The organism is Massilia sp. Root133, assembly GCF_001426525.1.
GTDB classification, from domain to species: domain Bacteria; phylum Pseudomonadota; class Gammaproteobacteria; order Burkholderiales; family Burkholderiaceae_D; genus Telluria; species Telluria orientalis.
In genome coordinates this window covers 54651-77717 of the sequence record NZ_LMEW01000009.1, presented here as the reverse complement: position 1 = coordinate 77717, position 23067 = coordinate 54651, and the positions used below count along the sequence as shown (strand labels likewise).

Annotated in this window: 19 protein-coding genes, 1 tRNA gene and 1 pseudogene; 7 read left to right on the top strand and 14 right to left on the bottom strand. The window is 66.2% G+C overall.

Annotated elements, in window-relative coordinates:
* From ASD28_RS09290 to ASD28_RS09280, 3 genes are all read right to left on the bottom strand, one after another.
* The gene (locus ASD28_RS09290; protein ID WP_056126588.1) at window positions 1–651 is read right to left on the bottom strand and encodes a DVUA0089 family protein; all 651 of its coding nucleotides are present in this window, start codon (window positions 649–651) and stop codon (window positions 1–3) included.
* A 343-nt stretch (window positions 652–994) separates the two neighbouring features.
* Window positions 995–2086 (bottom strand): redox-regulated ATPase YchF, encoded by a 1092-nt coding sequence (ychF, locus tag ASD28_RS09285; protein WP_056126586.1) that lies wholly within the window; start codon window positions 2084–2086, stop codon window positions 995–997.
* Window positions 2087–2173: 87 nt separating this feature from the next.
* Entirely contained in the window at window positions 2174–3271 is a 1098-nt protein-coding gene (locus tag ASD28_RS09280; RefSeq protein WP_056126585.1) for a patatin-like phospholipase family protein, read from the bottom strand.
* 107 nt (window positions 3272–3378) lie between these two features.
* Between ASD28_RS09280 and ASD28_RS33325 the strand changes: the two are divergent.
* Window positions 3379–3951: pseudogene (locus tag ASD28_RS33325) on the top strand (DUF3857 domain-containing protein); the annotation flags it as partial.
* Between the two features lie 1161 nt (window positions 3952–5112).
* Here ASD28_RS33325 and ASD28_RS33320 read toward each other — a convergent pair.
* Window positions 5113–5631 (bottom strand): GNAT family N-acetyltransferase, encoded by a 519-nt coding sequence (locus ASD28_RS33320; RefSeq protein WP_371831753.1) that lies wholly within the window; start codon window positions 5629–5631, stop codon window positions 5113–5115.
* A gap of 69 nt (window positions 5632–5700) precedes the next feature.
* Between ASD28_RS33320 and ASD28_RS09270 the strand changes: the two genes are divergently transcribed.
* Window positions 5701–7131, top strand: coding sequence for an HD domain-containing phosphohydrolase (locus tag ASD28_RS09270; protein ID WP_056126580.1), 1431 nt, complete (start codon window positions 5701–5703; stop codon window positions 7129–7131).
* A gap of 69 nt (window positions 7132–7200) precedes the next feature.
* Here ASD28_RS09270 and pth read toward each other — a convergent pair whose 3' ends face one another.
* Together pth and ASD28_RS09260 are read right to left on the bottom strand one after the other, a co-directional pair.
* Entirely contained in the window at window positions 7201–7785 is a 585-nt protein-coding gene (gene pth / locus ASD28_RS09265) for an aminoacyl-tRNA hydrolase (RefSeq protein WP_056126578.1), read from the bottom strand.
* A 79-nt stretch (window positions 7786–7864) separates the two neighbouring features.
* Complete coding sequence (locus ASD28_RS09260; RefSeq protein WP_056126576.1) at window positions 7865–8644, bottom strand: alpha/beta fold hydrolase; 780 nt, start codon at window positions 8642–8644, stop codon at window positions 7865–7867.
* A 133-nt stretch (window positions 8645–8777) separates the two neighbouring features.
* On the opposite strand from ASD28_RS09260, the gene ASD28_RS09255 reads away from it, so the two are divergent.
* On the top strand, window positions 8778–10217 hold the full coding sequence (locus ASD28_RS09255; RefSeq protein WP_082577338.1) for an HD domain-containing phosphohydrolase: 1440 nt from the start codon (window positions 8778–8780) through the stop codon (window positions 10215–10217).
* A gap of 57 nt (window positions 10218–10274) precedes the next feature.
* On the opposite strand, the gene ASD28_RS09250 is transcribed toward ASD28_RS09255, so the two are convergent.
* The 6 genes from ASD28_RS09250 to ASD28_RS09225 form a co-directional block, all read right to left on the bottom strand.
* Entirely contained in the window at window positions 10275–10862 is a 588-nt protein-coding gene (locus ASD28_RS09250; RefSeq protein WP_056126573.1) for a 50S ribosomal protein L25/general stress protein Ctc, read from the bottom strand.
* 191 nt (window positions 10863–11053) lie between these two features.
* A complete protein-coding gene (locus ASD28_RS09245; protein WP_056126570.1) occupies window positions 11054–12004 on the bottom strand; it encodes a ribose-phosphate pyrophosphokinase in 951 nt (316 codons plus the stop codon).
* Between the two features lie 161 nt (window positions 12005–12165).
* Window positions 12166–12242, bottom strand: a tRNA-Gln gene (locus tag ASD28_RS09240).
* A gap of 68 nt (window positions 12243–12310) precedes the next feature.
* Window positions 12311–13216: a 4-(cytidine 5'-diphospho)-2-C-methyl-D-erythritol kinase gene (gene ispE, locus ASD28_RS09235; protein ID WP_056126568.1), complete on the bottom strand. Its 906-nt coding sequence runs from the start codon at window positions 13214–13216 to the stop codon at window positions 12311–12313.
* Window position 13217: 1 nt separating this feature from the next.
* Entirely contained in the window at window positions 13218–13826 is a 609-nt protein-coding gene (locus ASD28_RS09230; RefSeq protein ID WP_307167868.1) for an outer membrane lipoprotein LolB, read from the bottom strand.
* 64 nt (window positions 13827–13890) lie between these two features.
* Window positions 13891–15678, bottom strand: coding sequence for a tetratricopeptide repeat protein (locus ASD28_RS09225; RefSeq protein ID WP_056126564.1), 1788 nt, complete (start codon window positions 15676–15678; stop codon window positions 13891–13893).
* A 104-nt stretch (window positions 15679–15782) separates the two neighbouring features.
* Between ASD28_RS09225 and mutM the strand changes: the two genes are divergently transcribed.
* From mutM to ASD28_RS09205, 4 genes are all read left to right on the top strand, one after another.
* Window positions 15783–16616, top strand: coding sequence for a bifunctional DNA-formamidopyrimidine glycosylase/DNA-(apurinic or apyrimidinic site) lyase (gene mutM / locus ASD28_RS09220; protein WP_056126562.1), 834 nt, complete (start codon window positions 15783–15785; stop codon window positions 16614–16616).
* Window positions 16617–16653: 37 nt separating this feature from the next.
* A complete protein-coding gene (locus tag ASD28_RS09215) occupies window positions 16654–18588 on the top strand; it encodes a dynamin family protein (protein WP_056126561.1) in 1935 nt (644 codons plus the stop codon).
* Between the two features lie 3 nt (window positions 18589–18591).
* Window positions 18592–19701, top strand: coding sequence for an A/G-specific adenine glycosylase (mutY, locus tag ASD28_RS09210; protein ID WP_056126559.1), 1110 nt, complete (start codon window positions 18592–18594; stop codon window positions 19699–19701).
* A gap of 130 nt (window positions 19702–19831) precedes the next feature.
* Window positions 19832–20200 carry a VOC family protein gene (locus ASD28_RS09205; protein ID WP_056126557.1) on the top strand — a complete coding sequence of 123 codons (369 nt, stop codon included), beginning with the start codon at window positions 19832–19834 and terminating at the stop codon, window positions 20198–20200.
* 3 nt (window positions 20201–20203) lie between these two features.
* On the opposite strand, the gene ASD28_RS09200 is transcribed toward ASD28_RS09205, so the two are convergent.
* Complete coding sequence (locus ASD28_RS09200; RefSeq protein ID WP_056126555.1) at window positions 20204–21343, bottom strand: deoxyguanosinetriphosphate triphosphohydrolase; 1140 nt, start codon at window positions 21341–21343, stop codon at window positions 20204–20206.
* Complete coding sequence (aroKB, locus tag ASD28_RS09195) at window positions 21340–22995, bottom strand: bifunctional shikimate kinase/3-dehydroquinate synthase AroKB (RefSeq protein WP_267873808.1); 1656 nt, start codon at window positions 22993–22995, stop codon at window positions 21340–21342. Before aroKB ends, ASD28_RS09200 begins: the two co-directional genes overlap by 4 nt.
* Window positions 22996–23067 lie beyond the last annotated feature (72 nt).

Genomic DNA, 23067 nt, shown 5'->3' with positions numbered 1-23067 from the left:
TCACATGGATGTCATGGCGGGCCGGCGCCGGCGTGCGGCCGCGACGCCGAGCAGGCCCGCGCCGAGCAGGCCCAGCGCGGCCGGTTCCGGCACGGCCGCGACTGGGTCGCCGTTCAGGCTCGCAACGTTGCCGATGGTGCCGTTGGTCGCCGTCATCGTGACGCGCCAGGCGGCCCAGTCCAGGTTGCCGGCACGCGGATTGAAATACGTGTTGGTGGAATAACCGCGCAGTGCGTCGAAGCCGGTGCGGCCATGTTCGCCGATCGCCATCGTGTACGTGCCGGCCTGGCTGAAGGTGTGGCTGAAGGCCGTGTCGTAGCGGTGGACGGAACCGTCGCCGAAGGTGAGGGACGAATCGTCCTCGTCGCGCAGCAGGGTCGTGCCCTTGAACAGCCACATGTTGACGTCGAAGCCGGTGATGACGCCGTCGCCGTTCAGGTCGACGTTGGTCGCCTCGTAAGCCAGCGAATCGAAGAACACCGTCGCCCCGGCGGTGACGGTGAACGTGAACTGCGAGATGCGGACATCGTCCACCTGGCCATCCTTGTCGCCGTCGATCTTGTGGATCGTGCCATTGATGACGGTGGCGTGGGCGGCCCCCGCCAGTATGAATCCGGCGGCGCACATCAGGGTCGCGAGCAGCTTTTGCATGAGTTTCTCCTTGTTGAAAAACCCATACTCAGCAATTGGTGTGCCAGACCGGCAATGCACGAAGAATCAAGGACTTGCGTGACAAATCCAAGGTTGCTGTCAGCGGGGACGGCACCCCACCGCTGGGGGTAGTTTCCACAAATCATGCATATGCCTGCAGCATAGTTACCCGATCAGCGTTGATTTCCGGCGAAAAATCTGATTTTCGATACAGACATATGGCCATCGGATCAGCAACAACCGTGTCAAGTATGTCGTCACCCCTTGCTTGGGGGCAAAGTGACGAGCAGAAAAAAGCCCCGGCACCTTGCGGTGTCCGGGGCTTAGTCGCCTGCGATGCTGGTCAGACGTTGAACAGGAAGTTCAACACATCCCCATCCTTGACGATGTATTCCTTGCCTTCCGCACGCATCTTGCCCGCTTCCTTGGCACCCGCCTCACCCTTGTAGGTGATGTAGTCGTCGAAAGAAATGGTCTGGGCGCGGATGAAGCCGCGCTCGAAGTCCGTGTGGATCACGCCGGCCGCCTGCGGGGCGGTGGCGCCTATCGGGACGGTCCAGGCGCGCACTTCCTTCACGCCGGCCGTGAAATAGGTCTGCAGGCCCAACAGTTTAAAAGCGGCGCGGATCAGGCGGTCGAGGCCCGGCTCTTCCATGCCGAGGTCGGCCAGGAATTCCAGCTTGTCGGCGTCGTCCAGGTTGGCGATTTCCGATTCGATAGCGGCGGAGATGGCGACGATCGGCGCGTTCTGCTTGTTGGCGAAATCCGTCAGCAGGTCCAGCAGCGGATTATCCTTGAAACCGCTTTCCGACACGTTGGCGACGAACATGGCCGGTTTCGCCGTGATCAGGCACAGCGGCTTGATCAGTTCCAGCTGGTCGGCGTCCAGGCCCAGCGTGCGCGCGGGCTGGCCTTCGTTCAGGTGCGGCAGCAGCTTTTCCAGGATCGCGACGAGCTTGATCGCGTCCTTGTCGCCGGCGCGCGCCTTCTTCTGCTCGCGGTGCAGGGCTTTCTCGGCGGTACCCATGTCGGCCAGCGCCAGCTCGGTCTGGATGACTTCGATATCGTCGATCGGGCTGACCTTGCCGGCCACGTGGATGACGTTCGGGTCTTCGAAGCAGCGCACGACGTTGACGATGGCGTCCGTCTCGCGGATGTGCGACAGGAACTGGTTGCCCAGGCCCTCGCCCTTCGACGCGCCGGCCACGAGGCCCGCGATGTCGACGAATTCGACGATGGCCTTGACGACGCGCTCCGGCTTGACGATGGCCGACAGCTGGTCGATGCGCGGATCCGGCACCTCGACGACGCCGACGTTCGGCTCGATGGTGCAGAACGGATAGTTTTCAGCCGGGATGCCGGCCTTGGTCAGGGCGTTGAACAGGGTAGACTTGCCGACGTTGGGCAGGCCGACGATGCCGCATTTGAGACTCATGGGAAGCTTTCAGGGGTCGAATTTACGAAACCCCGTATTGTACCTCCGCTTGCCTGCAAAGGCCGTAAACAAGCCGGTTATCGTCGTTTAAAGCGGACGAATCCGTGCAATATCCGGCTTGTTCACGAATGCCGTGAAGGCATCCCGCAGCCGCTCGCCCTCGTCCATCGCCCGACTCCAGGCACGGACGCGGGCATCGTGATCCAGCCCATAAAACTTGAAATCGCTGCGGTCGATGATTTTTCCGCGCGGCATCTTGGCAAGAAACGCATGGCTCGGCGCCACGATCAGAACGTTGTCCAGCCAGCCGCGGTTCGGTCCGCGGGCGGCGCGGCGCCATGGCAGCGCCTTGTCCAGCCAGCCCGGCACGATGTGCTCGGAGAAATGGGGATACAGCACGATGTCGCCGGGCGCCTGCTCCGCCACCCGGGCGTACGGCAGCGCGAGGTTGTAGTCGATGATGCCGCCGTCCCAGTAGTGGCCGGGCGGCGCGCCGGCGATGTCGCGTACCGGCTTCATCAGCATCGGCAGAGTGCCCGAAGCCAGCAGGCCGGCGGCAAGGTTCTCGGGCGTCAGCGCGGCGAAATGCGTGGCGAAGTTGTCGAAGCGGTCGCGCAGCCAGGGCGTGTTCGCACGGCGGTCGCCAAGCACCACGCGGTCCATCAGGTGCGCCAGCTTGTCGCGCGAAAAGAGGTTGTGCAGCGCGGCCGCGGCGAATCCGCGCATCTCGGCGTGACGGTGGCCGGGCGCCGCGAGGGCGCGCTTGCCGCGCACCGTCAGCACGTGCAGGCGGTGGTGCGGGTGATTGACGATGTCGTCCTCGTGGCCGCGCACGAATTCGTTCAGCAGGCCCTGCACGACGGCGTCGATCTGTTCCTGCGACGGCTTCGTGCTCGTATAGCGCTGGCCACTGTAGAGCTCGCCCAGGCGCGCGAACGCTTGCACCGGATCGCGCTGGCAGGCCGCGGCCATGCGCCAGGCGCCGATGGACGAGCCGATCAGCACGCGCTCGCGCGGCGCGCGCGGGAACCACTCGCCGAACATCCACTGGTCGAGGGCGCGGAACACGAGCCCCTTTGGTCCGCCCGCCGCGGCCGGCACGACGGCGATGTCTGCCGCGCGCAAGCCGTGCGTGCGGATCCGGGCCAGAGCCAGCGGGCCCGCGTGGAAAGTCAGTGCGCTCATCGCGGAATTATCGCAGGAAGAGCACGATTGCGTAGGCTCAAGGGTCAACCGGTCGCCCTCCGTAACATGATCCGGTCGCCCTTCCGACGTGAGCATGGGGAGCCCGCATGACCAGTAGATATTGTGCCCTGTTCATTCTGACGATCGTCACGCTGCTGGCGCCGTTCGGCCATGCGCGCGCCGGCACGGACATCGATTCCTCCGCCATCGTCGAGCGCCATGTCCGGCACTATGTCGTCGAGCAGGACGGCACGTACCGGCTCGCCGTGGACGACGTCCGCACCATCGCCGGGTTACGCGCCCTGCGGGATCAGGGCCGGTTCGCCATCCGCTACGACAGGGCGCAGGACGACCTCGTATCGGTGGACGCCTACACGCAAAAGCCCGGCGGACGACGCATTCCGGTGCCGCAGGACGCCATCCACGATCAGCAGGACGCGCACACGAGAACGGTCGTGTTCCCCGATGCGGCGCTGGGCGACCAGCTGGTCGTGCACTACGTCATCCGCCGCCGCATACCGCCGTTGTCCGGCCACTTCGAAGATGTGGCGGTCATGCCTTTTCAATTCCACCGGAACACCACGGTGATCTACGACATGCCGTCCACGCTGCCGCTGCACGCAGATGCCGTCGGCTTCGTGCCGATACCGGCTGACAGTCCCCCGGGCCGGCGGCGCTACCAGTGGCGCTACGTGAACGAGGGCGATGGGCATGGCGAGGCGGGTGCCGTCAACGTACTCGACGACGGCCACCGCCTGGCCGTGTCCACCTTCGCCGACTACCCGGCGCTCGCCGCCGCCGTACGCGGCGCTGCGGCCGACAAGGCCCTGCCCTCTCCCGCCATCGCGGCACTGGCGCACCGGCTGGCCGACGAATTGTCCGACACGCGCGCCCGCGTGCTGGCCCTGTCGGACTGGGTGCGGAACGACGTCCGCCACGGCGGCGACAAGGACCACACCACGCAGCTGCAAGCCATGCTGGCAGCCGTCGGCATCGACAGTACGCCGGCCCTCGTCAACGGCGGCAATGCCTACCGGTTGCCGAACGCGCCCGTGCTGGCCGTGCTCGACCACATGATCCTGTACGTGCCGGCGCTGGACCTGTTCGTCGACCCGGCGGCGGCATCGGTCCAGGCCGGCTATTTGCCACCTGCGCTGCTGGGCAAGCCTGTGCTGTTGCTCAGGAGCGGCACGTTCGCGATGACGCCGGTGCTGCAACCGCAGAAGGTCCGCGCGGTGGCCACGGTCGATGTCGGCCGCGACGGACACGTCGGCTTCGACGTGGACCGGACCATGTCCGGCGCGCTGGCCGAACCCTTGCGCGCGATGGCGCACGATGTCGCGGCAGGCGGGCGCGAGCATGCAGCACGAACCAACCTGCGCGACGTGAAACAAGGCGGCGCCAGCGACACGCTGACGCTGTCCGGCACCGACAATGTTGGCGCCTTGCGCACGGGCCGGACGCTGGCCACCAACCACCGCACCTGGAGCGTCGTGGAGGCCGCCGTGACAGGCCTGACGCAGGCACGCGACCGGCGCCACGACTTCGTCTGCCCGGCCATCGACGCGGAGGACGAGACCCGCCTGCGCCTGCCGCCGGGCTTGCGGCTCACGTCGCTGCCGGCGCCCACCAGCGTGATTACTGGCGGCATCTTCTATCGCGCGACGTATATGCGCGAGAGCGACGGCGTGCTGGTCAAGCGCCGCCTCACATTCCGCCACGGCCGCGCGACCTGCTCGCCGATCGATGCCCGTGCCATGCAGCCGGCGCTGGAACGCATCCGGCGCGACCTGCGCAGCCGGGTCGCCATCGCGACGGATGCGAAGATCAAACCCGGGCGCTCAGACAGTGCCATCACGCGCAAACGCCTCCCGCCACCCGCACGCGCGCAGCCTGGCCACGGCCTCGTCCGTGAGCTCGAAGCGCAGGTCGACGCGATCCCGCCCCGAACGATAGCCGCCGGGCCAGCGGGCGATCTCGATGAAGCCGCAGCGTTTGAAAAAGCCGGCCGTGTGCGGATGCGTATCGACCGTCACGTAGCGGGGCCGCAGCTTGCGTCCGGCCATGTGCAGCAGGCGATAGGCCAGCAGCGCGCGGCCGATGCCCGAACCGTGGCGATCGGCCCGCACGAGGCCGAACACGAGCGTGCCGAGGTCGTAGAACTCGGACAATTCGTAGCCGCCGAAGCCGACGATCTCGCCCGCCTCCACCGCGACGAACAGCGGGCCGTCCGGGTCGTCCAGCGCGGAACGCAGCCATGATTCTTCCGATGCCGGGAAGTGAGCCGGCACATTCGAGCGAAAGGCCGCCAGCACGGCCTTGCGGTCGTCCGGACGGTAGCGGCGGATAGAGATTTTCATCGGGGCAGCCTAGCACAGTGAACTGTCGTGCGCCTTGTACGCCAGGGCAATGGCCGTTACATTAGTGCCATGCAATCCGATGAAACCATTACCGTCGAAGACGCCGTGCAGGTGCTGGCCATGGTCGGCGACCTGTCCATGGGCCTGCCGCCGGACCACTCCATCCGCACGGCGCGGCTCGCCGCACGGCTGGCGGAAGAAAACGGCGACGGTGCCGATGCCTGCACGAGTACGAGAATGGTGGCGCTGCTGCGCTGGTCGGGCAGCACGGCGACGGCGGCCGGATTCGCGCACCTGCTGGGCGACGACGTCAGGGGCCGCCATGCGATGGTGACCCGGACATTGTCCGGCCACGCGGGCCTCACGTTCGCCAACGTGATGCCACTGGCGCAGATGCAGTGCGAGGTGGCGGGCGATATCGCCGTGCTGCTCGGGTTGCCAGGGGACGTCGAAAACAGCCTGCGCCATCTGTTCGGCAGCCACCACCGCGGCGACATGCAGGAGGTGCTGTTCGCCCCGAACATCCCGCGCGCCGTGTTTTACGTGCGCCTCGCGGGCGACCTGGAAGTGCTGGCGCCCGCGCACGGCACGGACGGCGCCTTGCGGCTGATCGGCGAGCGCGCCGGCGTGAAATATCCGGCGACGCTCGTGCAGAGACTGTCGCCGCATGCGCAGGACTGGCTGGGCATGCTGGAAGAACCGTCCTGTGCCGCAAATTATCCGGGCCACGACCGGCGCGTACCGCTGTCCATCGTGGCCGACGTCATCGAACTGAAACTGCCGTGGCTCACGGGCTATTCGCGCCGGGTGGCCGCGCTGGCGCGGCGCAGTGCGTCGCTGGCCGGCATGATGGCATTGGAAGAAAGTCCGCTGGTGCGGGCCGCGCTGCTGCACGGCATCGGCAAGGTGGCCGTACCGAACGTCGTGTGGGAGCGGCCGGGCAAGCTCGATGCGGATGACTGGGACCAGGTGCGCAAAGTGCCGTTCTGGACGGCGCGCGCGGGCACGCAGATCCCCGCGATCCAGAACGAGGCCACGCTCGCTTCCTTCATCTACGAGCGCCTCGACGGCAGCGGTTATTTCCGCAAGGCGCGCGGCGAAGCGTTGGGCATGCAGGAACGGCTGCTCGGCGCGACCGCCGCGTTCGTCTCGCTGTGCTCGCCACGGCCGTGGCGGCCCGCGCATGGCGAAGCGGCCGCGTCCACGTTGATGACGGCACAGGCGGCGGCCGGACGCTTCGACCGCCAGGCTGTCGAGGCCGTCCTCGCGGCGGCCCGCGGCCCTGCACAACGGCCGCCCGTGCGCGACCGCCTGCTGTCCGACCGGGAACTCGAAGTGCTGCGCCACATCAGCCAAGGCGAAACGAGCCGCGAGGCGGCCCGCGCCATGCGCATCACGCCGGCGAGCGTGCGCATGCACGTCGACAATATCTTCCAGAAGCTGGAATCGGGCTCGCGCCCCGCGGCCACGTTGAAGGCGCTGGCGCGCGGGCTGATCTGAACACCAGGGTCAGAGCCCGATTTTGAGCAATTTCCAAATTTCGGGCTCTGACCCCGGTTTGCGGCAACGTCAGTCAGTGTGCAGTTGCGTCGTCGCAGCGCTCATCTTGCCTTCGCACACCATCGGGATGATGCGCAGGCTCTTGTCGATGGCTTCCTCGATCAGGGTCTGCTCTTCGCGGCGGGGGCGATGCAGCACGAAGTCGGCAACGGCCTGCTGCAGGTTCAGCGTGCGCGGATGGCCGATGCCGAGGCGCAGGCGCCAGTAATCCTGCGTGCCGAGCGCGGCCGTGATGTCCTTCAGGCCGTTGTGGCCGCCCGAGGAACCACCGCGCTTGAGCTTGGCGGCGCCCGGCGGCAGGTCGAGTTCGTCGTGCACGACGAGGATCTCTTCCGGCCCGATCTTGAAGAAGCGTGCCAGGCCGCCCACCGATAGTCCGGAGCGGTTCATGAAGGTCAGCGGCTCGAGCAGCCAGACGTCCTTGCCCGAGATCGATGTCTTGGCGACCATGGCGTTGAAGCGCGATTCGCGCTGCAGGTGGCAGCCGGGCAAGGAGTTGGCGAGGTTGTCGACGAGCCAGAAGCCGGCGTTGTGACGGGTTTGTTCGTATTCCGGGCCGGGGTTGCCGAGGCCGACGATCAGGCGAATGTGCATAAAACGTGAAAATCGAGCGTAAAGCTCGATTATCACGTAAAACGCGGCCGGCGCGGCCGCGTGAACGATCATTGAGCGCTTATTTGCTCGCGGCGACAGCGTCGAGGATAACCTTGGCGACGTCCGCCGGACGCGACTGCTGCGGCACGTGGCTGGTCGGCAGCTCGGTCGTCTTCGCGCCGATGGCCTTCGCGAAGCGGCGCTCCAGGTCCGGCTGGATCATGCGGTCGTTCTTGCTGACGATGTACCAGCTCGGGTGGTTTTTCCAGGCGGCGACCGTCGTCTTCTCGCCGAACGCTTTCACTGCGATCGGGCCCTGGGTGGCGGCCATCACGGCGGCGTGATCAGCGGGCACGTCCTGGGCGAAATTCTCTTTCAGCACGGCCGGCGACAGGCTGGCGAAGCCGAACTTGTCGACCGTCAGCTTGGTGATGCCCGGTGCCGGCGGCAGGTCCTTGCCGAGGTCGCTGGTAGCCTGGCCGGCGTCCGGTGCGAACGCGGCAACGTAGACGAGGCTCGCGACCTTGTCGCCCGCGCCCGCTTCCGTGATCACGGTACCGCCCCACGAGTGGCCGACGAGCACGACCTTGCCCGGCTGGTTGTCGATCGCGCGCCTGGTGGCGGCGACGTCGTCGGCCAGCGACGTCAGGCTGTTCTGCACGGCCGTGACCTTGACGCCCTTGGCCTGCAGCAGCGGGATCACCTTGGCCCAGTCGGAGCCGTCGGCGAATGCGCCGTGGACGATGACGACGGACGGTTGCTCGGCGGCGGTGGCGGCGTGGGCGAAACCGGTGCCGGCGGCGGCGATGGCGGCAGCGGCGGCGACGTTACGGATGACGGTGGTGATCGATGCTTTCATGATGGCTCCTTTGGGTGGTTCGTTGTTGGGGTGTCGATGGAAGCCAGTGTAGAGAGACGGACCGAACCGCGGTATCGGTCGATCGACCGACCCCGACCTTGCCGCCACGCGCCATCGTCGTTACAGTACCGGGATGCAAATCGACAACACCGTCTCCGTCGAAGACGCCGTCCAGGCCCTGGCCCTCGTCGGCGACCTGTCCATGGGCCAGCCGACCGATGGCTCCATCCGCGCGGCACGGCTCGCGGCGCGCCTCGCGCAGGCCGACGGCGCTACGCTCGACGCCTGCTGCCATGCGCGGCTCGTCGCCCTGCTGCGCTGGTCCGGCTGCACGGCGAACGCCTCCGGCTTCGCGACCCTGCTCGGCGACGACGTCGGCGGCCGCGACGCCATGCTCACGCAGACGCTGCCCGCGGACAATCCGCTGACGGTGCAAAGCGTGACGCCGCTCGCACGCATCCACTGCGAGGTGTCGGGCGACATTGCCGGCCTGCTGGGTCTGCCGGCGGAAGTCGAGGCCGGGCTGCGTCACGTCTGGGAACATTACGACGGCAATGGCCTGCCGGAACGGTTGCGCGGATCGGCCATCCCGACCGTCGTCTTCTACACGAGCCTGGCCGGCGACCTCGAGATTCTCGCACGCACGCATGGCCTGGCCGAGGCGCTGCAGATGATCGACCGCATGGCCGACCGCAAATATCCGGCGCCGCTCGCGCGCCTGCTTGCCGATCACGCGCAGGCGTGGCTGGACGAACTGGACACGCCGGCGCCAGCGGCCGTCGACCCGCTGCTCGCGCGGCACGTGCCGCTGTCCATCGTGGCCGACATGATGGAGTTGAAGCTGCCGTGGCTCGCGGGCTACTCGCGTCGCGTGGCCGAGCTGGTGGAAGCGGCGGCCGCGCGCGCGGACCTGTCCCCGGCGCAGCAGCAGAGTCTCGGCCGCGCCGCCCTCATCCACGGCATGGGCCGCGCGGCGGTATCGAACACGATCTGGGAACGGGAGGGAAAACTCAGCGCCGCCGACTGGGAAAAGATCCGGCTCGTGCCGTACTGGACCGCGCGGGCCGGCGTCCAGATCCCAACCTTGCGTCTTGAAGCCGCACTGGCGTCGCACGCCTACGAACGGCTGGACGGCAGCGGCTATTTCCGCAACCTGGATGCCGATGGGCTCGGCCTGCCGCACCGCCTGCTGGCGGCCGCGTGCGCTTACGTGGCGCTGTGCATGCCGCGGCCATGGCGTCCGGCGTATTCCCAGGATGAGGCTGCGCGCGTGCTGGCCGAGCAAACACAATGCTTCGATGCAGACGCCGTACGCCACGTCATCGAAGCGGCCGGCGTCCCGGCGGCCGGCGTCCCTGCCCCAGCGGCGCCCGCCCGCAGGAGCCTGCTGTCCGAGCGCGAAATCGAAGTCCTGCGCCGCATCAGCCTGGGCGAAAGCAACAAGGAAGCGGCACGGGTCATGCAGATCAGCCCATCGACGGTGCGCACGCACGTGGAAAGCATCTTCCGCAAGCTGGCGTGCTCGACGCGGGCCGCCGCCACGCTCAAGGCGCTGACCTTGGGATTGATCTGAAAAACAAAAAACCCACCGGACTCGCGTCGCGGCGGGTTTTGTGATGCGGAGTAAAAATTACTCTGCAGCGGCTTCGGCCGTTGCGGCACCGCGCGGGATCGACGAGGTGGCGACGGTCTGGTCCTGGCCGTGGGCCACGACGGTCACGCCTTCCGGCAGGGCCAGCTGCGACACGTGGATCGACTGGCCGGCTTCCAGCGTCGACAGGTCGACGGTGATGAATTCCGGCAGTTGGCCCGGCAGGCAGGACACGTCCAGTTCGTTGAGCACGTGCGACACGATGGCGCCGCTCAGCTTGACTGCCGGCGAGATCTCGGCGTTGACGAAGTGCAGGGCGACCTTGGCGTGGATCGGCTGCGAAGCGTCGACGCGCTGGAAGTCAGCGTGCAGGACCAGTTGCTTGTATGCGTGCATCTGGAAGTCACGCAGCAGGACTTTCTGCGTCTTGCCGTCCAGTTCCAGATCCAGGATCGAACCGTGGAAAGCTTCTTTCTTGAGCGCGTGGAACAACGCGTTGCCATCCAGGGCGATCAGTTCCGGGGCGGCGGCGCCACCGTAGATGATGCCCGGGGTCTGGCCGGCGTTGCGCAGGCGGCGGCTCGCTCCGGTCCCCTGCTGAGTACGTGCAAATGCGACTACTTTCATGGTGTTACTCCAAAGTGTGGGCCCGAATGCCGGCGTGTGCCGGCCCGGTTGCCCGGGTTGTGATGTCCCCGCGACCAGGGACATCGGTATAGAGCGCACTCGCGCACGCTCAAGAAATTCTGTAAACCTTTGATACGTCAACGGCGCGCCGGCTTTTCAGCCAGGCGCGCCGCGCTTGAAACCTGATTCGATCAGTCGACGAACAGCGAGATGACCGAGTCGCCCTTGACGATACGCTTGAACGTCTCGGCCAGCAGCGGTGCGCAGGTCAGCTGGCGGATCTTGCCGCAAGCCTGGGCAGCCGGGCTCAGCGGGATCGTGTCGGTGACGACCAGTTCATCCAGCGGCGAGTTCGCGATACGCTCGATGGCCGGGCCGGACAGGACCGGGTGCGTGCAGTACGCGACGACTTTCTTCGCGCCACGCTCCTTGAGGACTTCGGCGGCCTTGGTCAGCGTGCCTGCGGTGTCGACCATGTCGTCCATGATCACGCAGTTGCGGCCTTCGACTTCACCGATGATGTTCATGACTTCCGACACGTTCGCCTTCGGGCGGCGCTTGTCGATGATCGCCAGGTCGCAGCCGAGGCGCTTGGCCAGCGCACGAGCACGCACCACGCCGCCGACGTCCGGCGACACGACGAGCAGGTCGTCGTAGTTGCGCTTCTGCAAGTCACCCAGCAGCAGCGGCGATGCGTAGATGTTGTCGACCGGGATGTCGAAGAAGCCCTGGATCTGGTCGGCGTGCAGGTCCATGATCAGGACGCGCTCGACGCCGGCTTCCTGCAGCATGTTCGCGACGACTTTCGCCGAGATCGCGACACGCGCGGAACGCGGACGGCGGTCCTGGCGGGCATAGCCGAAGTACGGAATCGCCGCGGTGATGCGACCAGCCGATGCGCGCTTGAGAGCGTCGACCATCAGCATGATTTCCATCAGGCTGTCATTGGTGGGGGCGCAGGTCGATTGCAGAACGAAGACGTCCTTGCCGCGAACGTTCTCGTTGATTTCGACCATGACTTCGCCGTCGGAGAACTTCGAAACTACGGCTTTGCCGAGAGGAATGCCGAGGTTTTTTGCGACCCCTTCTGCTAGCGCCGGATTGGCATTGCCGGTAAAAACCATCAGGTTTTCGTAAGCCATGGGAGTCCCAGAGATGTAAGAAGCGTTGAAAGAACTTGAAAAGCAGCTAATCGTCGGATGATTAACGCTGAACCACAAAAAAAAATGAGCCGCTCATTGGCGGCTCCATTTTTATCTGCCTGCTGGAGCACGTGTCATCATCAGCTCAGGCAAAGAAACTTTGGCAGGGGAACAAGGATTCGAACCTTGGTATGCCGGAATCAAAATCCGGTGCCTTAACCAGCTTGGCGATTCCCCTACACTGAAACTTACAGCTTGTCGCTGCACTCGATTATTATATCGTCAAATGCGTCGACAGGCAAAATTTTATTCTACAACGAATGGGTTTGCAAGAGCGATTTTCATCGGATGTCGCTGCAACGCTTTCGCTTTCCACGCTCTCCACCGGGCCGGCACATGCTTCAGTACCTGTTCAGCTTCATGCTCTGTGGAAAATGCGCAAAACACGCACGAGCCCGAACCAGTCATCCTGGCCGCTCCGTAACCACCCAACCATTCGATCGCCTCTGCTACCGGCGGGAACAAGCGGGCTGCCACGTCCTGCAAATCATTTTCCCCGAAGCCAATCAAATCGTTCGATTCGACATGTCGTCTGGAAAAGTCCGATATTGTGATGGCTTTCGTGTTTCTTGTCAAATCGGTCGCCGTAAAAATTGCAACGGTGGGGACAGAGACGCCCGGTTCGATGACGACATACCAGCAATCCGGCCCCGGCACGGCCTGCAATGCCTCCCCCACGCCTTCGGCGAATGCCGTCGCGCCGAACAGGAAAAACGGGATGTCCGCGCCCAGCGGCAAGCCCAGCGCGATCAACTCGGCATCCGTCAGGCCGGCCTGCCATAAATGATTGGCCGCCATCAGCGCCGTGGCCGCGTCGGACGAGCCACCACCGAGTCCGCCTCCCATCGGCAGGCATTTCTCGACGGCGACGTCGATACCGGGCGGCAGGCGGCCGTGGCGGCGCTGGTATTCCGCCTGCAGCGCGCGCAGCGCGCGGACGATCAGGTCCTGCTCTTCCGGCACGCCGGGCACATCCGTCGTGCGCACGATGCGCTCGTCGCTGCGCAAGTCGAAGTGCAGCGTGTCGCTGCGGTCGATGAGTTGAAACACGGATTGCAGCAGGTGGTAGCCGTCCGGCCGGCGGCCCACGACGTGCAGGAACAGGTTCAGCTTGGCCGGCGCGGGGCAGTTGTGCAGGGACGTCGGCGCCATGTCACGCCACCGGATCGATCACGATGCGGATCGTCAGCGCATCGCCGACGGCCGTCGTGCTGCGCTCGGCATCGATGCGGCGCGGCACCGGGGCGCCGCCCGGGCCGTTCTGCCATTCCACGAAACGCAGGCGCCAGCCGTCGTTCGTGACGACGCTGTCGTGCGCGGGCGACGCCGTGAAACGCTTGCCGCTCGCGTCGACGGCATAGCCCTGCAGCCAGTCGCGCAGGCCGCTCACGGGTAGGGTCCAGCCGAGGGACTTCGCCGTCAGCGTGTCGATGTCTTTTTCCACGCGCGGCGCGCGGCCGGACTGTTTCAACGTCGCGGCCTCGGGCGTGACCGTGATCTCGGCGACGGTCTGGCCCAGCGGCGAGAACAGGGAGACGTCGATGCGGCCAGGGCGCTGCGCCCACGTGAAATTGCCGTTGATCGATTGCGGCTGGCCATCCTTCTGGTAGTTCGCGGCCAGGCGGCCGTTCAGGTCGATGGTGTCGCGGTAGGCGCCCACCTGGGCGGTCGGGTTGGCCAGCGGGACGTTGGCGGTGGTGGCGCAGCCGGCCAAGGACGCGACGCAGGCGGCGGTGATAACGAATCGGGAAAGTGAATGCATCGGCATGAAGTCAACAAGTCGAATGAACCGACGGACGCCGCAGCGTCCGTCGATTGTCATTATTTCACAGAGTCTGGTGCAGGCGCGCCAGTGTGCTCTTCAACGCGTCATTCTTCGGATCCTTGGCTTGCGCTTCGCGCCACAGCTTGCGGGCATCTTCCGCCTGGCCCTTCTTCCACAGCACTTCGCCCAGGTGGACGGCGATCTCCGGATCGTTGCGCAGCGTGTAGGCCTTGCGCAGGTGGGTCTCGGCCTCGTCCAGCTTGCCGAGGCGATAGTTCACCCAGCCCATGCTATCGAGGATGAACGGGTCGCCCGGCGCCATTTTCAGGGCCTTGGAGATCAGTTGATAGGCTTCCTTCAGGCGGATGTTGCGGTCGGCCAGCGAATAGCCGAGCGCGTTATAAGCCTGCATATTGTCCGGCGACTTGGCGATCACTTTCCGCAGCGCCTTTTCCATCACGGCCGTCTTGCCCATCTTTTCGGCCATCAGGGCATAGTCGTACAGGAAGTCCGTATTGTCCGGGAAGCGCTTGACGCCCTGTTCCATCAGCTTGAACGCGTCCTTGGCCTGGCCCGCGTCGCGCAGGATTTGTGCTTCGACGAGGACGATCTGCGCCTGCTCCGTCTTGTCGTCCGTCTTCAGGGTGCCCAGCAGCTTGCGCGCGCCGGCGACGTCGCCCTGCTTCGCGGTCAGCTGGGCGCGACGCAGTTCGGCGCCGAACTGGACCTTCGGATCCTCGGTGTCGAGCCGGTCGAGCCAGTCGGCCGCGGCCTTGTAATCGCCCCGTTCCTCGGCGATCTGCGACAGGATCATCACGGCCTTCGTCGGGTCGCGCTCGTCTTCCGGCGCCTTGTCCATCAGGTCCACGAAGCGGCTGAAATATTTTTCCGCGGCCGTACGGTCGTTCATCTGCATCGACAGGATGCCGAGCGCGTACAAGGTGCCCGGATTGTCGGGCTGGGCTTTATCCAGCGTGAGGAATTCCTGGCGCGCGGCCTCGTACTGTTTTTCGTTGACGAGCAGGCGCGCGTACGCGGAGCGCACTTCGCGCGCCTCCGGGTGGGCCGCGAGGAAATCCTTCAGCACCTTGATGGCGCCGCCTTCGTCCTCGCTCACCTGGGCCGCGGTCAGCGCGGCGATCTCGGAATCGGGTTTCAGTTGCAGGGCCGTCTGCGCCTCGCGCCTGGCGGCCGCCTTGTCGTTGCGCGCCAGCGCGGCCTGGGCCAGCACGACGTGCGTTTCCATCAGGTTGCCGTACGGCGCGACGAGGCGCTCGAGCATGGCGCTGGCCGCTTCCTTGTCCTTGGCACGCAGCAGCAATTGCTGCATCTGGAACATGACGAGGCCGCGCGCGCCCGGGGTCGCGTCCGCCAGACGCTGTTTCAAGATATTTTCGGCCTCGCCGAGGTTGTCGGAGAGGATGACCAACCCCAGATAGTACTGGCTGGCCTCTTCGGAGTCCGGTGCGTACTGGCGCCACAGTTTCACGGCGGCGAGCGCGTCGTCGGCCTGCTTGGCGGACAGCGCCATCTCGGCGGCGCGTTTGGCCAGGCGCGGGTCCTTCGTCTGCTGGGCCAGGCTCATCATCGTCAGGTAAGGCCCCTGCCAGTCCCCGTTCTTGTAGGCCATCTCGGCCTGCATGAGCTGGCTCATCATGGCCGGGGTCATCTCGACGTTGGGGAGCTTTTCGGCCTGTTCGCCTTCCTTGGCCTGGTCGGGATGGTCCCGGGTTTCGGCGGCGGCGAGCGGCTGGTCGGACAGGTCCGGGGCCGGTTGCTGCTGCTTGGGAGCCACAGCGCAGGCCGACAGCAGTGCGGAGAGGGTTACAATGGCGAAAGCGTTTTTCAAGGCAAGTCCCACGTCATCGAGATTGTCCGATTCTACGCCATGCACCCGCCCCGCGTGCGCCGCTGCAACACGAATTTACATTCCTCTCACGTTGTTAATCTCACATGCCTGAATTACCAGAAGTCGAAGTGACCAGACGGGGTGTCGCGCCCCATCTGGAAGACCGCATCGTCGAGGACGTCGTATTGCGCCGCGAAGGCCTGCGCTGGCCGTTTCCCCCGAATCTGCGCGAGCTGCTCGCGGGCCGCCGCATCCTCGGCACCGGCCGGCGCGGCAAATACCTGCTGCTGACATTCGAACATGGCACCTTGATCGTCCACCTGGGCATGTCCGGTCATTTGCGCGTGCTGCCGGAGGGGATCGAGCTGAAGAAACACGACCACTTCGACCTCGTCGTGCGCGGCCCGGAAGGCAGGCGGGTGCTGCGCCTGCACGACCCGCGCCGCTTCGGCGCCGTCCTCTGGCACGATCACGACGACGGCGAGCTGGAGCAGCACGTGCTGCTGCGCGGCCTGGGCGTGGAACCGCTCGAAGACAAGTTCTCCGGCGCCCTGCTCCACCAGGCGACGAGAAACCGCAGCGCCCCGATCAAGCAGGTGCTGCTCGCGGGCGACATCGTCGTTGGCGTCGGCAATATCTATGCGTGCGAGAGCCTGTTCCGCGCCGGCATCAACCCGAAGACGGCCGCCGGCAAGATCAGCCGCGCCCGCTACGACAAGCTCGCCGAGGCGATCCGCGACATCCTTGCCGCCGCGATCGTGCAAGGCGGCAGCACGCTGCGTGACTTTATTGCCGTAAATGGTCAGTCAGGCTATTTCCAGCAGACATATTTCGTCTATGATCGTGCAGGAGTTCCTTGCCGCAACTGTGGCACGCCGGTCCGCCAGATCAAGCAGGGCCAACGGTCCACGTTCTACTGCGCGGTCTGCCAGCGGTAAGGCCATCGACGAGGAACGGGACACGCGGGACACCGATATGCAGGATTTGCAACAGTACGCGCACTGGCGCGCGCAGGTCGCCCAGGCGCTGGAAGCGTATCGCGGCTGGGCCCAGGGGGCCGAGCTGCTGGACGGGGCGGCGGAACAGCGCGTCGCGCGTGCGCTCGCACGGCTGCGCGACGACCGCCTGTCGGTCGCGTTCGTGGCCGAATTCTCGCGCGGTAAATCCGAACTGATCAACGCCATCTTCTTTGCCGACTACGGCCAGCGCATCGTGCCGTCGAGCCCCGGGCGCACGACGATGTGCCCGACTGAATTCGCGTGGGAGCCGGCGCTCGTCCCCTGCATCCGCCTGCTCCCGATCGAGACGCGCGCCGAACGCCTCGCCACGGGCGATTATCGCGACGTCCCGGATGCGTGGACCGTGCTGCCGCTGGACCTGTCCGCGCCGGAGCGCATGCACGAGACCTTCCTGCAGGTGAGCCTCACGCGCCGTGTCGCGCCGGCCGAAGCGCAGCGCTACGGCTTGTACGATCCCGACGATCCCGACCTCGCGGCGACGCTGGGCGCGGACGGCCTCGTGGAGATCCCGCGCTGGCGCCATGCGCTGATCAACGTGCCGCACCCGCTGCTCCAGCAGGGCCTCGTGATCCTCGACACGCCGGGCCTGAATGCGATCGGCACGGAGCCGGAGCTGACGCTGAATCTGATCCCGAACGCGCACGCCGTGCTGTTCATCCTGGCCGCCGAGACGGGCGTCACGAAGAGCGACATCGACGTCTGGCGCACGCATATCAACGCCGATTCCGGGTCCAATGCGGGCCGGATCGTCGTGCTGAACAAGATCGATGCCTTGTGGGATGAACTGAGGACGCCGCAGGACAACGACGCCGCCATCGCGCGCCAGCAGCATGACGCCGCGCGCCTGCTGGGCGTCGCGGATGCGCAGGTGTTCCCGGTGTCCGCGCAAAAGGCCCTCGTCGGCAAGATCACGGGCGATTACGCCCTGTTCGAAAAGAGCCGCATGGGCGCGCTGGAATCGGCGCTGTTCCACGAGCTGATCCCGGCACGCCAGGACATCCTGCGCCGCCAGCTGCAGGACGACCTCGCGACGTTGACGGGCGCCCAGTCCGCGCTGCTGGCCGCGCGCGGGCGCGACCTCGTCGAGCAGCTGCAGGAACTGCAAAGCCTGCGCGGCAAGAACCAGGGCGTGATCGCGCACATGGTGCGCCGCGTCGAGATGGAAAAGAAGGAATTCGACGCCAGCCTGTTCAAGCTGCAGGGCACACGCGCCGTGTTCACGACCTTGTCGACGGCGCTCTACTCCATCATCGGCATGGACGTCGTGCAGGGCCATGTCGACGCCGTGCGCGCCGCGATGGAAGCCGCGCGCTTTTCGACGGGCATGCGCGCGCCGGTGCGCACCTTCTTCGACCAGGCGCGCGCATGCCTGGCTGCGGCGGAAGCAAAAATCGCCGAGATCGCGGCGATGATGGAGACGATGGTGCGGCGCTTCTCCGCCGAGCACGGACTTGCGCTGGCGCTGCCGGCCGCGCTGTCTCTGGAACGCTACCGCCGCGAGATCGATGCCATCGAAGCGATCTACGTGAAGCAGTTCGGCACGGCGACCCTGCTCATCACGAGCCGCGGCACCCTGCTCGAACGCTTCTTCGACACGATCGCGTCGCGCATCAAATTCGCGTTCCGCGAAGCGAACGGCGATGCCGAGGCGTGGCTGAAGGTGGTCAATGCGCCGCTCGAAGCGCAAATCCGCCAGCACCGCGACCAGCTGCGCCACCGCCAGGCATCGATCCAGCGCATCCTGGAAGCCACCGACAGCCTGGAACAGAAAATCGCCGCCTTCGAGGCGGCCCAACACGACCTGGAGCAGGTCAAGGCGCGACTCGCGAACTTGTCCGGCGCCGTCGCCGACACGCTGCGCGCCGACCTGCCCGAATTGCGAGCAGCCTGATAGATGAAACGCAGCACCGACACCGAAATCCTGTCCGACCCCAGCTTCTCGCGCGCCGTCATCGATTGGCAGCGCGCCCACGGCCGCCACGCCCTGCCCTGGCAGAACACGCGCGACGCGTACCGCATCTGGCTCTCCGAAATCATGCTGCAGCAGACGCAGGTGACGGCGGTGCTGGGCTATTACGCGCGCTTCCTCGAGCGCTTCCCGACCGTGCACGACCTCGCCGCGGCGCCGGCGGAAGACGTGATGGCGCACTGGAGCGGCCTCGGTTACTACACGCGGGCGCGCAACCTGCACGCATGCGCCAAGCGCGTCGTCGCGGACTACGGCGGCGTGTTCCCGAGCGACCCGGCGCTGCTGGCGGACCTGCCCGGCATCGGCCGCTCGACGGCTGCCGCCATCGCCGCGTTTTCCGCCGGCGCGCGCGCCGCCATCCTGGACGGCAACGTGAAGCGCGTGTTCGCGCGCGTGTTCGGCATCGATTCATACCCGGGCATCAAGCCGGTGGAAGACGCGCTGTGGCGCCGCGCCGACGCGCTGCTGCCGGAAGGCGACGGCATCGAGGCGTACACGCAGGGCCTGATGGACCTGGGCGCCACGCTGTGCACACGCGGCAAACCGGACTGCGACCGCTGTCCGCTGCGGGACCGCTGCGTGGCATTCGCGACCAACCGCACCTCGGTGCTGCCTGTGCCGAAGCCGAAAAAGGCGACGCCGGAGCGGCGCGCGCTGATGCTGGCCGTCGTCGACAACGGCCAGGTGCTGCTGCAGCAGCGGCCGGATTCCGGCATCTGGGGCGGCCTGCTGTCGCTGCCGGAATACGATGGCCACGTGGCGCTGGACGAGGCGGACGACGTGTCGCCGACGACGCTGGCCGGCGCCGCCGGCGAGTTCGGCACGGTGGCCGAAGTGGAACCGCTGCTGCCGCTGGTACACGGCTTCACGCACTACCGCCTGCACATCCAGCCGTACCGCATGGGAGTCTCCGCGCGCGGCGAAACGCCGCCGGGCCACGTATGGTGGGACCTGGCGACCATCACGGACGCCCCGCTGCCGGCGCCGATCAAGAAGCTGCTGGGGCAACTGGCGGCCCCATCGCTGTTCAACTAACACCGGGGTCAGAGCCCGATTTTTGGCAATTGCCCAAAATCGGGCTCTGACCCCGGTTTGCTCTCCTGACAGGAACTGACAGTGGTCCGGCCTAGACTGGCCGCACTGTCAACCAACGAAGGAGAACACCATGCTGACCCCGACCTACACCATCCTCTACGTCGCCGATCCGCAGGCCAGCGCACGCCTGTATGGCAAGCTGCTGGAGGCGCAGCACGTCGAATCGTCGCCCACGTTCGTGCTGTTCCCGCTGGAGAATGGCCGCATGCTGGGCCTGTGGGCGAAGTCCGACGCGGTGCCGGCCGCCGACTTCCACGGCAGCGGCAGCGAGCTCGCGTTCCGCGTGCCCGACGACGCACAGGTCGATGCGCTGCACGGCAAGTGGCGCGAGGCCGGACTGCGCATCCTGCAGGCGCCGGCCAAGGTGGATTTCGGTTATACGTTCACCGCGGCCGATCCGGACGGCCACCGCCTGCGCGTGTTCGCGCGTACCGAGTGAACATCAGAACGTATCGAGCGAATAAATGCGCCGGTGTTCCTTGATCGCATACCGATCCGTCATCCCCGCGATGTAATCCGCAATCTTGCGCGCCTGTTTCACGGTGTCGCCGGACGCCACCTGGTAGTCCGGCGGCAGCAGCACGGGATCGGTCATGAAGGCGTCGAACAATTCGTGCACGATGCGGCTCGCCTTCACGCGCATGCGGTTCACCTGGTAGTGGCGGTACAGGTTCGCGTGCAGGAAGCGCTTCAGCGCCGTCGTCTCGGCACGCATCGCGTCCGAGAAGCGGATCAGCGGCGGCCCCTTGCGCACGTCGTCGATGCCCTGCGGCGCGGCGTCCGCCAGCAATTCGGCCGACGTCGCGGCAAGGTCGGCCGTCATCGCCGTGATCATCAAACGGATCGTCTCGTACAGCTCGCGCCGGCCCTGCAGGCCCGGGTACTGCTGCACGACCTCGCGGTGCAGGCGCGCGAACAAATCCACCTCTTCCATCTGCTTCATCGTCAGCAGGCCCGAACGCAGGCCGTCGTCGATGTCGTGGTTGTTGTACGCGATCTCGTCGGCCAGGTTCGTCAGCTGCGCTTCCAGGCTCGGTTGCGTCCTGTCGATGAAGCGCTGGCCCAGGTCTCCCAGCTGGCGCGCGTTCGTCAGCGAGCAGTGCTTCAGGATGCCTTCGCGCGTCTCGAACGTGAGGTTCAGGCCATCGAAGGCGCCGTAGTGTTCCTCGAGATGGTCGACGACGCGCAGGCTTTGCAGGTTGTGCTCGAAGCCGCCGTAGTCCTTCATGCAGTCGTTCAGCACGTCCTGGCCGACGTGGCCGAACGGCGTGTGGCCGAGGTCGTGCGCGAGCGCGGTCGCTTCGACGAGGTCTTCGTTCAGGCGCAGGCTGCGCGCCAGCGTGCGCCCGATCTGCGCGACTTCAATCGAGTGCGTGAGGCGGGTGCGGAATAAATCTCCCTCGTGATTCAGGAAGACCTGAGTTTTATACTCGAGCCGGCGGAACGCGGTCGAGTGGATGATGCGGTCGCGGTCGCGCTGGAATTCGCTGCGCGAGCCGGGCGACGGTTCCGGATGACGACGCCCACGGCTCTTCGACGACTGCGCCGCGTAAGGAGCCAGGTGGGCGTCGAAATCGATCATGAGATGCAGGCCTTCAGCGTGGCGTCGAGCAGTTCGCGCGGCGCATTCGTGATGCTCGGGCTGCCCAGCGGTTTCAGGAGGATGAACTTGATGGCGCCGCCCTCGTTCTTCTTGTCGACTTCCATCAGCTCGATCCAGCGCTCGACGCCGAGGTCAGGCGCAATGACCGGCAGCCCGGCCGCCTTCACGAGCGCGCGCACGCGGTCGACCGCGGCGTCGTCGATAAGGTTCAAACGGCGCGACAGGTCGGCCGCCATCACCATGCCGCAGCCCACGGCCTCGCCGTGCAGCCACGCGCCATAGCCCAGGCCCGCCTCGATGGCGTGGCCGAACGTGTGGCCGAAGTTCAGCACCGCGCGCAGGCCGCCTTCGCGCTCGTCGCGGGCGACGACGTCGGCCTTGATCTCGCACGAGCGCGCGATCGCGTGCGCGAGGGCCGCGTGGTCGCGCGCCACCAGTTTCCCGATGTTCGCCTCGATCCAGTCGAAGAAGGGGGCGTCGAGGATGGCGCCGTGCTTGATGACTTCCGCCAGGCCGGCCGACAGCTCGCGGTCCGGCAAGGTGTCGAGCGTGGCGGTGTCCGCGATCACGGCGCGCGGTTGATAGAACGCGCCGATCATGTTCTTGCCCAGCGGGTGGTTGATGCCCGTCTTGCCGCCGACCGAGGAGTCGACCTGCGCGAGCAGCGTCGTCGGGATCTGCACGAACGGCACGCCGCGCATGTAGGTCGCGGCCGCGAAACCGGTCATGTCGCCGATCACGCCGCCGCCCAGCGCCACCAGGGTCGTCTTGCGGTCGCACTTGTTGGCCAGCAGCGCGTCGAACACCTCGTTCAGGCTCTCCCAGTTCTTGAACTCTTCGCCGTCGCGCAGGATGATGGGCACGACCTCGCGCCCGGCCGCCCGCAGCGGGCCGGCGACCTTGTCCAGGTACAGCGGGGCGACGGTGGTGTTGGTGACGATGGCCACCTTGCCGCTGCCGCCGATGTGGCGATTCAGAAGGGAAGTATCGTCCAGCAGGCCGCGTCCGATCGCGATCGGATAGCTGCGGTCGCCCAGCTCGACGTTAAGAGAGATGCATGCCTGTTCGTTCATTGTCGTCTTTGCGTTGGCCTGCTCGCGTGCGGCGTTGTCCGCTTCGAGCTGGTCCAGGATTGTCTGAACCATCGATTGTACGTTAGGTCGGCCCGTGTCGATGACCATGTCGGCGATCTCGCGGTACAGCGGCTCGCGCTGCGCGGTCAGGTCTTCCAGCTTCCTGCGCGGGTCGGCCGTCTGCAGCAGCGGGCGGTTCTTGTCGTGCGCCGTGCGCGCCAGGATGCTGGAGACGCTCGCGCGCAGGTAGATCACGGTGCCCCGCTCCGCCAGCAGCGCGCGGCTGGCCGGGTTCAGCACGGCGCCGCCGCCGGTCGCCAGCACGATGCCGTTCTGCGCAGTGAGTTCGCGGATCACGTCGGCTTCGCGGCGGCGGAAGCTGGCCTCGCCCTCGATCTCGAAGATCCACGGAATCGTGGCGCCCGTACGCGCCTCGATCTCGTGGTCGGAATCGATGAAGGTCATGTCCAGGCGCCGCGCCAGCAGGCGGCCGATGGTGGTCTTGCCGGCCCCCATCAGGCCGACGAGGAAGATGTTGTTGTTCTTACAGTCAGACACGTGTACGCGTTCAAATAAAAACGGCCAGGACATCCCTGGCCGCTTTGTTGCAATTGGGCATCCCTTAAGAAA